Source organism: Paracoccus saliphilus (assembly GCF_028553805.1).
In the GTDB taxonomy this organism is placed as follows: Bacteria; Pseudomonadota; Alphaproteobacteria; order Rhodobacterales; family Rhodobacteraceae; genus Paracoccus; species Paracoccus saliphilus.
This window is the reverse complement of sequence record NZ_CP067140.1, coordinates 1,617,843-1,629,613: the sequence shown is the minus strand read 5'-3', so window position 1 is coordinate 1,629,613 and position 11,771 is coordinate 1,617,843. Positions and strand designations below refer to the sequence as shown.

General features: G+C 63.4%; 10 protein-coding genes. 3 read left to right on the top strand and 7 right to left on the bottom strand.

Features of this window, described 5'->3' with window-relative positions:
- Window positions 1-12: 12 nt before the first annotated feature.
- Genes JHX88_RS07750 through JHX88_RS07735 form a run of 4 tightly spaced genes read right to left on the bottom strand, consistent with a single transcriptional unit; the run spans window position 13 to window position 5,804 of the window.
- Complete coding sequence (locus tag JHX88_RS07750; protein ID WP_076526025.1) at window positions 13-654, bottom strand: aminotransferase class IV family protein; 642 nt, start codon at window positions 652-654, stop codon at window positions 13-15.
- Window positions 615-1,742: an aminodeoxychorismate synthase component I gene (locus tag JHX88_RS07745; protein ID WP_076526023.1), complete on the bottom strand. Its 1,128-nt coding sequence runs from the start codon at window positions 1,740-1,742 to the stop codon at window positions 615-617. Before JHX88_RS07745 ends, JHX88_RS07750 begins: the two co-directional genes overlap by 40 nt.
- Complete coding sequence (mfd, locus tag JHX88_RS07740; RefSeq protein WP_076526021.1) at window positions 1,739-5,197, bottom strand: transcription-repair coupling factor; 3,459 nt, start codon at window positions 5,195-5,197, stop codon at window positions 1,739-1,741. Before mfd ends, JHX88_RS07745 begins: the two co-directional genes overlap by 4 nt.
- 37 nt (window positions 5,198-5,234) lie before the next feature.
- The gene (locus JHX88_RS07735; RefSeq protein ID WP_076526302.1) at window positions 5,235-5,804 is read right to left on the bottom strand and encodes a hypothetical protein; all 570 of its coding nucleotides are present in this window, start codon (window positions 5,802-5,804) and stop codon (window positions 5,235-5,237) included.
- Window positions 5,805-5,910: 106 nt separating this feature from the next.
- Between JHX88_RS07735 and hemB the strand changes: the two genes are divergently transcribed.
- Together hemB and JHX88_RS07725 are read left to right on the top strand one after the other, a co-directional pair.
- Window positions 5,911-6,906 carry a porphobilinogen synthase gene (gene hemB / locus JHX88_RS07730; protein ID WP_076526019.1) on the top strand — a complete coding sequence of 332 codons (996 nt, stop codon included), beginning with the start codon at window positions 5,911-5,913 and terminating at the stop codon, window positions 6,904-6,906.
- Between the two features lie 70 nt (window positions 6,907-6,976).
- Window positions 6,977-7,600: a lipid-binding SYLF domain-containing protein gene (locus JHX88_RS07725; protein ID WP_176011441.1), complete on the top strand. Its 624-nt coding sequence runs from the start codon at window positions 6,977-6,979 to the stop codon at window positions 7,598-7,600.
- A gap of 16 nt (window positions 7,601-7,616) precedes the next feature.
- On the opposite strand, the gene JHX88_RS07720 is transcribed toward JHX88_RS07725, so the two are convergent.
- From JHX88_RS07720 to clpS, 3 genes are read right to left on the bottom strand one after another with little or no spacing between them, the layout of a single operon-like run.
- Window positions 7,617-8,423, bottom strand: a complete 807-nt coding sequence (locus tag JHX88_RS07720) for an SDR family NAD(P)-dependent oxidoreductase (protein ID WP_076526017.1) — start codon at window positions 8,421-8,423, stop codon at window positions 7,617-7,619.
- The gene (locus JHX88_RS07715) at window positions 8,420-9,427 is read right to left on the bottom strand and encodes a class I SAM-dependent methyltransferase (RefSeq protein WP_076526015.1); all 1,008 of its coding nucleotides are present in this window, start codon (window positions 9,425-9,427) and stop codon (window positions 8,420-8,422) included. Before JHX88_RS07715 ends, JHX88_RS07720 begins: the two co-directional genes overlap by 4 nt.
- A 3-nt stretch (window positions 9,428-9,430) precedes the next feature.
- Window positions 9,431-9,748 carry an ATP-dependent Clp protease adapter ClpS gene (gene clpS, locus JHX88_RS07710; RefSeq protein ID WP_076526299.1) on the bottom strand — a complete coding sequence of 106 codons (318 nt, stop codon included), beginning with the start codon at window positions 9,746-9,748 and terminating at the stop codon, window positions 9,431-9,433.
- A gap of 303 nt (window positions 9,749-10,051) precedes the next feature.
- Here clpS and JHX88_RS07705 point away from each other — a divergent pair, with 303 nt between their 5' ends.
- On the top strand, window positions 10,052-11,680 hold the full coding sequence (locus JHX88_RS07705) for a D-alanyl-D-alanine carboxypeptidase family protein (protein WP_336389933.1): 1,629 nt from the start codon (window positions 10,052-10,054) through the stop codon (window positions 11,678-11,680).
- The last annotated feature ends 91 nt before the right edge of the window (window positions 11,681-11,771 follow it).

Here is an 11,771-nt window from a genome sequence, read left to right as displayed (position 1 = left end):
ATTTTTATGGGTTTATCCGTTTCGCAGCCGTGCCCGGATCAAGCCGCGCAGGGAATTGCCGCAGAACAATTCGCCCCGCGTCAGATCCTCCGGATACAGAACCGCCTCTTCTGCCTCGTCAGTATTCAGGAGCGATTGCCGCAGCACGCCGGGCAACAGCCCGCAAGATGCGGCGGGGGTCAGCAACCGCCCTGCCCTGCGCAGGAAGATATTGGTGATCGTGCCCTCGCAGATTTCGCCCTGTTCGTTCAGCAGGATGGCCTCGTGGCAATCTGCGGGCATATTCGCGCGGGCAGCATCATAAGCCGGACGACGCGAGGTCTTGACCCGCAGCCACGGATCGTCACGCTCCAGCCGCACCTTTGAGATCGCGACATCCCAATAATCGGGATTCGGAGGTAGCGTCTGATGTTCCGCCGTGACTTTCCCATCGGCATCGACGGTGAGGCGCACCCGCAGAGTCTGCTGCGTCGGCAGGGTGGCAAGGGATGCCATGACCGCATTTTCATCCAACGGAAAGCCCACCGCGGCGCAATCCCTGCGCAGCCGTTCCAGGTGCAGCGGCCAATGGCGAATCCGGCCATCCGGCCCGGCCCGCATGGTCTCGATCACTTTCAGCCCTGCGGGGACAGGCCCAGAAATGCGGATTTGCATATCGCCTCCTCCCATTCCGATCCGGCGCGGCTGTCATGGGTGATGCCGCCGCCGACATTCAGCCGCAGACGCCCTTCACCATCCATGACCGGCGTCCGGATCGCGACATTGAAGCGCATCGGTCCCGCCGGATCGGCCCAGCCAATGGCCCCGCAATAGACCCCGCGAGACGCCTGTTCCAGTTCGGCGATGATCTCCATCGCGCGGATTTTCGGGGCGCCGGTGATCGAGCCGCAGGGAAACAACGCCCGCAGGACATCGCTCAGCCCGGCATCATCGGTCAACTGCCCGGTGACGGTCGAGGTCATCTGGTGAACCGTCGTATAGGGCTCGATCTCGAACAGTTTCGGCACGCGGACGGAACCGGGCAGGCAAACCCGGCTGATATCGTTTCGCAGCAGATCGACGATCATCAGGTTCTCGGCCCGGTCCTTTTCCGAAGCCGCCAGCGTCTCGGCCGCTGCCTGATCCTCGGCCGGGGTCGCACCGCGCGGGGCGGTGCCTTTCATCGGCCGGGTCTCGATCCGGCCCGCGTGATCGGTGGCGAAGAACAGCTCGGGGCTGCGCGACAGAACGACCGGACCGCCCAGATCGACGAAAGCCCCCTCTCCCACCGGCTGGCGTGCCGCCAAGGCGGCATAGATGGCCAGCGGATCGCCCTCTGCCTCGGCCTCCATCGGGAAGGTCAGGTTGATCTGGTAAGTGTCGCCCGCCTCGATATAGCGATGCACCTCGGCAATCGCCCGGTCATAGCGGTCGCGGGACCAGAGCGGGCGCGGCGCGCCAAGACCTATCCCGGCGGAATCGGGAAGTGCGGGAGCGGGGCGGGGTTTGTCGAACACCCCCATCAGGATCAGCGGCACATCGCGGTCCGACGGCATCAGCGGTGCAAGCCGGGGTGTCAGCGCATAGCCCAGCTCGTAGGACAGGTATCCCGCCAGCCAGCATCCCCGCGCCCGCGCTGCCTCCATCGCCGCCAGTGCCGGAATGATCCCGGCCGGCGTATCGGCGCGGATCACCGTTTGCGGGGCGGTGAACAGCGTGCCCCCCGGCAGCGGGCCGTGATCGAAACGGACCTGCCCGCTCACTTCGCCACCTTTGCCTTTGCGGCCAGGTCACGGGCAACGGCAAAGGCGCCCTTGATGCGATCGGCATCCGTCTTCCAGTCGCGGCGAATGATGATCTTGTTATCCGTGACCTTGGCCTGCCCACGCTGATCGGTCAGGAATTCCACCAGCCCCGCCGGGTTGGGGAACTTGTCGTTATGGAATTGCACTGTCGCGCCTTTCGGCCCGGCATCCAGCTTGGCGATCTGGGCGCGCTTTGCCATCGCCTTGATGCGGATCACCAGCAACAGGGTATTCACCTCTCGCGGCAGCGTACCGAAACGGTCGATCAGCTCGGCGGCAAAGCCTTCGAGTTCGACCTTGGTAGTCAGCTCGGCAAGGCGGCGATACAGGCCAAGCCGCACATCGAGATCGGGGATGTAATGTTCGGGGATCGTCACCGGCACGCCGAGATTCAACTGTGGCGCCCATTCGTCTTCTGGCGTGCCCTCGATCTCGCCCGATTTCAGCTTGGCGATGGTTTCCTCGAGCATCGCCTGGTAAAGTTCGAAGCCGACCTCCTTGATATGGCCGGATTGCTCTTCCCCCAGCAGGTTGCCGGCCCCGCGCAGGTCCAAATCCTGCGAGGCGAGGTTGAAACCAGCCCCGAGGCTGTCGATGGCGCCAAGGAATTTCAGCCGCCGGATCGCCTGCGGGGTCAGGGGGCTGCGCGGTTTGGTGGTCAGGTAACAATAGGCGCGGGTCTTCGAGCGCCCCACCCGGCCCCGGATCTGGTAAAGCTGCGCCAGCCCGAACATGTCCGAGCGCCAGACAACCATCGTGTTCGCCGTCGGAATATCGAGACCGCTTTCGACGATCGAGGTCGCCAGCAGCACGTCATGGCTGCCGTCGTAAAAGGCGTTCATCCGCTGATCCAGATCGCCCGCCGCCAATTGGCCATGCGCGACGATAAAGGTGATCTCGGGGACGTTCTCGGTCAGCCAATGCTCGACATCGGGCAGGTCCGACAGGCGCGGGACAACGAAGAAGCTTTGTCCGCCACGGTATTTTTCACGCAGTAGCGCCTCGCGGATGGTCACGCTGTCGAATTCGCTGGCATAGGTGCGGATGGACAGGCGGTCCACGGGTGGCGTGCCGATGATCGACAGGTCGCGCACCCCGGTCAAAGACAGTTGCAGCGTGCGCGGGATCGGCGTCGCGGTCAGCGTCAGCACATGGATATCGCTGCGCAACTCCTTAAGCCGTTCCTTGTGGGTGACACCGAAATGCTGCTCTTCGTCGATGACCAGCAGGCCAAGGCGCTTGAAGCGCACCTGCTTGGCCAGCACGGCATGGGTTCCGACGACGATATCCACCGAGCCGTCGGCCAACCCCTCACGCGTCTTGGCAGCATCCTTGGTGCCGACGAAGCGCGACAGGGGACGGACGCTGATCGCGGTGCCGCGGAAACGCTCGGCGAAGGTGTTGAAATGCTGGCGGGCAAGCAAGGTGGTCGGCGCGATGACGGCCACCTGCAATCCCTGAGAGGCGGCGACAAAGGCTGCGCGCATCGCTACCTCGGTCTTGCCGAAACCGACATCGCCGACGACCAGCCGGTCCATCGGACGGCCCGCCGACAGATCGGACAAAACATCCTCGATCGCCGCCGCCTGATCGTCGGTTTCGCTATAGGGAAACCGCGCGGAGAAAGCCTGCCAGTCGTGATCCTCTGGTTCCAGAACCGGGGCGGGACGCAGCAGGCGTTCGGCGGCGACTCGCATCAGCTTGTCGGCGATCAGCTTGATACGTTCCTTCAGCCGCGCCTTGCGGGCCTGCCACGCACCGCCGCCGAGCCGGTCCAGCATTCCCTCTTCATGGCCGTAGCGGCTGAGCAGTTCGATATTCTCGACCGGTAGAAACAGTCGGTCGCCGCCCGCGTATTCCAGCGCCACGCAATCATGCGGCACGCCGGCGGCCGTGATCGTTTCCAGCCCGGTATAGCGCCCGATACCATGCTCGACATGCACGACCAGATCGCCGGGGGTAAGGGCTTGTGTGTCCTGCAGGAAATTCTCGGCCCGGCGGCGTTTCTTCGCGCCACGGATCAGGCGGTCGCCCAACACGTCCTGCTCCGAGATCACCGTCAGTCGGCCAAGCGCCCGTCCATCCGCCGTGAACCCCTCTTCCAGCGGCCAGACGGCCAGGCCTAGGGCTCCGGGCCTGTCGGGCAGGTCGCGAATATCGCCGATCTGTTGCGCACCGGTGACGCCTTCATCCGAGATCAGCCCGGCCAAACGGTCGCGGGCACCATCGGAAAAGCTGGCGATGATGACGCGGCCATCCTTGCACAATCCCTGAATATGATCAGATAGCGCATTGAACAAATTCAGATTTTCCGACTGCCGCTCGGGCGCGAAATTGCGCCCCGGCCGTCCGCCCGCATCCAGCACGCCCGGCCCCGGAGGCTGGGGCAGCACAGACAGGCGCAGCACCCGATGCGGGTCGAGCCAATTGCCCCATTCCTCTTCGGTCGGGAACATCTCGTCGGGCGGCACCGGCTTGTAGACGGTATCGCTGCGCCCCTTCATCGCCATCGCTTCGCGGCGGGCCTGAAACTGTTCGCGGATCATCTCGCGCCGGGCATCGATGACCTGCCCGACATGATCGTCCATCACCACCGAGGCGCCGGGAAGGTAGTCGAAAAGACTCTCCATCCGGTCATGGAACCATGGCAGCCAATGCTCCACCCCCGACATCTTGCGACCGGCACTGACCCCTTCATAGAGCGGATCGTTGCTGCCGCCCCCGTATTCGGCGCGGTAGTTCTGGCGGAACCGGGTGATCGCGGGCTCATCGAGGATGACTTCGGACATCGGCGCGATCTCGACGCGCGACAGCTTTTCGGTCGTCCGCTGGCTGACCGGATCGAAACGGCGCGCACCGTCCAGAACGTCGCCGAACAGGTCCAGCCGGATCGGCCCGGATTCGCCCGGCGGGTAGATATCGATGATCCCGCCACGGATGGCGTAATCGCCGGGCTCGGTCACGGTCGGAGATTGCACGAAGCCCATCCGGATCAGGAAATCGCGCAGCCCCGCCTCGTCGATGCGATCACCGACACGGGCGGCGAAACTGGCCCCGCCGACCAGCTCACGCGCCGGGACCCGTTGCAGCACCGCGTTCAAAGTGGTCAGCAGGACGAATGGCCCCCTGACCGCCCCCTGCGCGAGACCGGCCAGCGTTGCCATGCGCGCCGCCTGTATTGCGGGTGCGGGCGAGACCCGGTCATAGGGCGTGGTATCCCATGCCGGGAAATCCAGGATCGCCAGCCCCGGCGCCAGGAATCCCAGGGCCTCCCGCATCGCCGCCATGCGGCGGTCATCGCGGGCGATATGGATGACCGGCGCACCGCCATTCTCGGATCGCGCCGCTTCGCGGGCGATCAGGGCGGCGTCATAGCCTTCAGGCGCGCCAGAGAGGATCAACTGGTTGGACATGGGGCGTCAGGTAAAGTGCGGGGCAGCGGTGTCAAGGTCACATCCCGTTCGGGTGCATCAGTGACCACAGAACGCCCCACATCGCTGTTATTGCCACGGCGAGGATCGACAGGACAGTCACCAGCCTGCGATGCCAGATCATGCGCCGAATGGCTTCCTTGGCGATGGGCTCCAACTGCCGATCTGCCTCTTGGTTCTGTAGCAGGGGGGTAAGCCGATAGGCCAGCCGGACCCGCATCCAGAACAGAATCAGGAAAGGCAGCAACAACAATGTCAGAGCCTGCGCCATTTCAAGATCATGGCCAAAGCCCAGCCCCGCCAGCGACGTCATCAGGAAAACCGTCACCCCCAGAAAGATCGATCCTTCGCGGCGGCTCAATTGCCAGCGCGGCAGGGTCAGCGACAGCCAGTCCAGCAGCGAGATCACGGCGGGCCCGTCCATTTCATCGCGTGACATCGCACGATGGGCACGAATGAGAATCTCGACCGGCACGCCGATGATATTGCGGCCGCTGACCGACCACATGCCGATCACGACCAGCCAATACCAGATCGTCCCGAAAGAGCGGCTGTCCAGAAAGCTGATGATCCCGTCGATTTGCGGCACGCGGCTGGTTCCTTGTCCTTGGTCGCGCGCGACCTTAGAACGGCTGCAGGCGAAGGGAAAGCCGGTCCGGCGGCCCTTTTGCCTCGACCCTGATGAGGATACCGCCATGGCCAACCCGATCATTGCCCCCTTCCCCTCCACGCGGCTGCGCCGGATGCGCCGCACGGCCAATCTGCGCGCCATGATCTCGGAAACCGATCTGAGCGCCGCCAACCTGATCTGGCCGATCTTCGTGACCGAGGTCGCGGGCGCCGAGGGCGAGATCCCCTCGATGCCGGGTGTCGAGCGGCTGACCCTGGATGGGGCAAAGCGGGCGGCAGAAAAGGCCGCCAGGCTGAACATTCCGGCAATATGCATCTTTCCGCATTCGGATCAGGAGCTTAAGACGGAAAGCTGCCAACGTGCATGGGATCCGGACAATATCGGCAACCGGGCGATCCGCGCCATCAAGGAGACAGTGCCGGAACTGGCGGTGATGACCGATATCGCGCTCGATCCCTATAACATCAACGGTCATGACGGTTTCGTGGTCGATGGCGAAATCGTCAATGACGAGACCGTCGAGGCACTGGTCAAGATGGCGCTCGCGCAGGCTGACGCCGGTGCGGATATCCTCGGGCCATCGGACATGATGGACGGGCGGATCGGCGCATTGCGGGCCGCGCTGGAACTCGAAGGCCACAAAGACGTCGCGATCCTGTCCTATGCGGCGAAATTCGCCAGCGCCTTCTATGGGCCATTCCGTGACGCGGTCGGCGCCTCGGGGCGGCTGGTCGGCGACAAGAAGACCTACCAGATCAATCCCGGCAACCGCCAGGAGGCGCTGCGCTGCGTGGCCCGCGATCTGACCGAGGGGGCCGACATGGTGATGGTCAAGCCCGGCATGCCCTACCTGGATATATGCCGCGAGGTGAAGGATCGCTTCGCCGCACCGACATTCGCCTATCAGGTCAGCGGCGAATACGCGATGCTGGAAGGCGCGATCCGCAACGGATGGTTGTCGCGCGACGCGATGCTGGAAAGCCTGCTCGCCTTCCGCCGGGCCGGATGCGACGGAGTTCTCAGCTATTTCGCGCCCGCCATTGCCGAAATGCTGGCATGATAGCCTCGTCTCGCGTATCCTGACGCCAACGGGCCACCAAGGAGCCCGACGGCACAAGCGAGGCGAAGACATGAGCAGTTTCGAAAAGATGACCCGGCGCAAAATGCTGGCCGCGGGTGGGGCAGCATTGGCACTGACCGGGTGTAGCAACGCGGTGGGAACGAATGCGGCATCCCGGCTGGACGCCCGCGTGGACCAGACACATCAATACCTGATCCAGACCTACCCCAGTGCACAATCCATGGTGCAGAACGCCAAGGGTGTGCTCTACATGCCGCTGATGACCGAGGCGGCGATTGGCTTTGGTGGAGCCTATGGCCAAGGCGCGCTTCGGATCGGCGGAGCGACGGTGGACTACTATTCCGCCACACAGGCCAGTGTCGGCTTTCAACTGGGAGCACAGCAATTTGCGCATGTGCTGATTTTCCAATCCGATGCCGCCCTGGCCGCATTCCGCGCCGCCCCCGGTTGGGTGGCCGGGGCCGATGCCTATTACGCCATTCCAAAAGGTGGCATGTCAGTGGGTGCTGACTCGGTCACCGCACAGCATCCAGTTGTCGCACTGATTTTCGGGCAAGCGGGTCTGATGGCAGGCGCGGCGATCGAAGGCACGAAATACACCCGGGTGATTCCGTCGTCGCTCAGCGACATACGCTTTGGCGGCCTTGGCCTGCCCGCCAGACAGCCGGGCTGAACGCCCGGCTCTCGACCTACAGCACCTGCGCTGTCACCGGATCGGCCAGACAACGTCCACCATCGACGGTAATGATCTGGCCGGTCACGAAACGCGATCCTTCGCTGACCAGGTACAAGGCCGTGTCCGCGACCTCTTCGGCGCCGGCGATCCGGCCCAGTGGCGTGCCGGCGATGATCTGGCCGCGCAACTCGCCGTCTTCCTTCAGCGCACATTTCAGCTCATGCGACATGACGCTGCTGAAGCTGACTCCGTTCACGCGGATACGATGCGGCGCCAATGTCAGTGCCAGCCCCCGCGTCGCCTGTTCCTGTGCCGCGCAGGCGATGGAATAGCCGAGCATCGCCGGAACCGGCCGGGTTGCCGCCAAGGTCGAGATATTGACGATCGATCCGGCCTGCGACACCTCTTCCTCGCTTGCGGCTTGCTTGATCATCCGCTTGGCGACCATCTGTGACAGGCGCAGCACCGAGATCATGTTCTGCCTCAGCATCTCTTCGAGCACGCCGGGATCGGTATCCAGCGGGTCCGAGCCCTTCACGAAACGATGTGCATTCACGAGAATATCGACGCGGTCGAAGGCATCGAGCGTTGCCGATAACAGGTTCGCCATCGCCAGACGTTCGGACAGGTCGCCTGCGAAATAGCGGACCGGACCACTCTCGGTATCGTAATCCGACATCTGCGTTTCGAGCGGCGCCTCGTCGCAATCGGCGAACATGACATTTGCCCCGCGCTCGACGAAATGCTTGGCGATGGCCAGGCCGATGCCCCGCCCCGCGCCGGTCACGATGGCTGTCTTGCCCTGAATGGAAAGGCTCATCTACGTCCCCTTTGACGTTTCCCGCCACGGCCTGCGCCGCTGGCTTCGAACAGCTTGAAACGATTGTCCCCGCCGATTTCCGTCACTTGCGCGAAATGCTCGCGCAGCACGGTTTCATAGGGCAGATGGCGATTGGCCACCAGCCACAGTTTTCCCGCGCCAGTCAAAAGCCCTGCCGCCGTCGCGATGAAGGCCGCGCCCAGCTTGGGGTCGGCATCCCGGCCATTGTGAAAAGGCGGGTTCATGATCACGCCATTGACCGGATCGGGCAGGTGAAAATCCCGCGCATCGGCCCAATGGAACTGCGCCCGCGGATCAGGGATATTGTCGCGGGCCGATTGCAACGCGGCATGATCGGCCTCGACCAAGTGAACCACCTCGACGCCCGGATGTGCAAGCGCCTGCGCCGCCAGCCAGCCCCATCCCGCGCCCAGATCGACCAGCCGGGTCGGAAGGCGCTCGGGCAGACGCCGGGCCAGCAGGGCCGAGCCCGGATCGATCCCGTCCGCCGAGAATACGCCCGGACGGGTCACGAAGCCCGGAGCGACCTCGACCGGGCGTGCGGCCCAATCCTCTGGCAGCCGGTCATTTTCGGTCAGCATGACGCGAAAAATCTTGCCATGCGCCTTGCTGTGAACCTCGTCCACGCCACACAGGCTTCGCAATTCCTTCAGGATTGAATCGACGCCATCGGTCTTTCGGCCATCGATCCACAGGACTCCGCCGGACAACAACCGTTCCACGGCGGCAGCGATACGGGCGCGGGCCTCGGATTTGGCGCGCGGCAAGATCACGATCGCGGTCTCGAACCGCCCGTCTACTTGCGGCTCCACGCTGAACCCGCGCGAAGCCAGCATCCGGTGATCGGGGAAGTTTCCCTGCACGATCCTGGTTCGTGCCGGGTCGAGCGGCGACAAGTCATCGCTACCGCCTGCGCCAAAAACCAACACATCGCCCCCGGGATGGCCATCCGGGAAGGCCAGTTGCAATCTTGATCCTGTCAAGGTCTACTCTTTTTCCATGGTACATTGCAGGGGATGCTGCTGACGTCGTGCCAGTTCCATCACCTGCGCCACTTTGGTTTCGGCAACCTCATGCGAAAAGACACCGACCACGGCGACCCCTTTGCGATGAACGGTCAACATGATCTCGATCGCTTGCGCATGGGTCATGCTGAACAGGCGCTCCAGAACATGAACGACGAATTCCATCGGGGTGAAGTCGTCATTCAGCATCAACACCTTGTACATCGGTGGCCGCTGCGATTTCACGCGCGGCTTCACCACCAGATCGGATTTTTCGTCCGGGTCGTTCGGGTCGGTCATCCAATGCGTCATCGCGGTTGAGCTCTGGCCTTTCGCGGATTGAGGGGCGTGTTGCAATCATTGCGGCGCCCTGCGTTCCTTGGCCAAAATATAGTCAAATTATGCCGGGATGAAAGCCCCCCGTTTGCGCAGCGACGCAACGCGACAAACGACACCCGGCGGGAGATACGCGATCAACCGTTACGCGCAATAAAATATGTAAAATGCACTGTTTTCTGAATTATCCAATCATGCTATAGTCAAAAAATTAACAATAGGCGTGCGATAAACGACGCGCCGCATGAGGCAGAAGAGACCGCGACAGTGACCCTATTACCCCTGACAGCCCGGCTGTGGGCTCTGACCCTGCTGGCCGTAATGGTGCCCGCGACCTTGTCGGCTGCGCCTTTCGCGGCCTATGTCATGGACGCGCGCACAGGAAAGCCCATCTACACGCAGAATGCAGACACCAAGCTTCATCCTGCGTCCCTGACCAAGATGATGACCCTCTATCTGGCATTCATGGCCGTTGAACGGGGGCAGGTCCGATTGGATACCAAGTTCCCGATCTCGTCCAATGCCGCTGCCGAGCCGCCCTCGAAACTGGGACTGAAGGCCGGACAAAAGATCGAGCTGCGCTACCTGATCCGCGCCGCGGCGATCAAATCCGCCAACGATGCCGCCACCGCCATCGGTGAGGGGCTCGCCGGATCGGAAGAGGCCTTCGCCCGGCAGATGACACAGATGGCCCATGCCCTGGGGATGAGGAATACGCAGTTCCGCAATGCCAACGGCCTGACGCAGGACGGGCATTATTCCACCGCCCATGACATGTCGATCCTCGGGCGGCGGGTGTTTTACGATTTCCCGCAATACTATAACCTGTTTTCGCGCCGCTCGGCGGATGCGGGAATTGCCAAGGTCTCGCATACGAACAAGCGTTTTCTCGACAGCTATTCCGGCGCCGACGGTATCAAGACCGGCTATACCAGGGCTGCGGGCTTCAACCTGACGGCTTCGGCCAAGCGTGGAAACAAGCGCCTGATCGCGACCGTCTTCGGCGGCACATCGACCGCACAGCGCAACCAAGTCATGGCGCAGCTTCTCGATTCAAGCTTCACCCGCGTGCCAAGCCGCGTACGTGAGGTGCGGCCGGGCCCGCCTCCCACACTGAAACAACGCATCGTGCGCCGGGCCCGGGTGGCGCCGACGCCCGCCGCAACGCAACCGCAACCGCAGCAGTTGACGCTCAAGGCCTCGGCCCCGCCCGAGCGGACCAGTGCCGCGACCCCTACCCCGCCCACTCCGGCGGCTCAGCCACAATCCTCCGGCCGTCTCGCCTTGAATGTCAGCGCGAGGCCCCGCCTGCGCCCAAGTGCAAACGCGGATGCCGTGGCCAAGGCGGTCCAGATGGCGGTAGCCTCGGATGAGGTCGGCGACACGTCATCGGCCAGCCTTGCGACTCCGGTCCTGGCGAATTCGTCTCGCCCGGTTCCGGCACCCCGCTCACGCGGGAGCAGCAGCGACCAGGGCAATGCAAGCACGGCCGCGGTCGTGGCAGAGGCAAAGCCTTCCCCGCAGGCAGGCTCGGGATCGCTGGCACTTGTTGCCTCGACACCGCCCGAACCGCGTTCCGACACGGTCATTCTCGCCGCAATGGGCGAAGGCGACGTCGCGAATCCCGCTGCCCTTGAAATCGTGTCACGTGCCGAAAACAGCGGACGTCATTGGGGGGTGGTGCTCGGCCTCTATCGTTCGAAGGCCGAGGCTGACGAACTGCTGATGCAAACCGCACTGCAAGGCGGGGACATACTGGAAAACGCCAATCGGCACGTCGCCGATACCTTGCGCGGCTTTCAGCCGAGCCTTGCGAACCTGACCAAGGCGAATGCGCAGCTCACCTGTGAACGGCTGCAGGCAAAGCAACAGGACTGCCAAGTGGTCGGTCCCTGAGACCAACGAAGAACCGGATGAATCAGAAAGGGCGAGGCATGACTGCCTCGCCCTTTTTCCATCTGCCGGTCCATCCGGACCAAGCGGTTTT

Coding starts and splice junctions, on each gene's coding strand:
- JHX88_RS07750 (WP_076526025.1), bottom strand. CDS start 654: ATGCAAATCCGCATTTCTGGGCCTGTCCCCGCAGGGCTGAAAGTGATC.
- mfd (WP_076526021.1), bottom strand. CDS start 5,197: ATGTCCAACCAGTTGATCCTCTCTGGCGCGCCTGAAGGCTATGACGCC.
- hemB (WP_076526019.1), top strand. CDS start 5,911: ATGGCCAACCCGATCATTGCCCCCTTCCCCTCCACGCGGCTGCGCCGG.
- JHX88_RS07725 (WP_176011441.1), top strand. CDS start 6,977: ATGAGCAGTTTCGAAAAGATGACCCGGCGCAAAATGCTGGCCGCGGGT.
- JHX88_RS07720 (WP_076526017.1), bottom strand. CDS start 8,423: ATGAGCCTTTCCATTCAGGGCAAGACAGCCATCGTGACCGGCGCGGGG.
- clpS (WP_076526299.1), bottom strand. CDS start 9,748: ATGACCGACCCGAACGACCCGGACGAAAAATCCGATCTGGTGGTGAAG.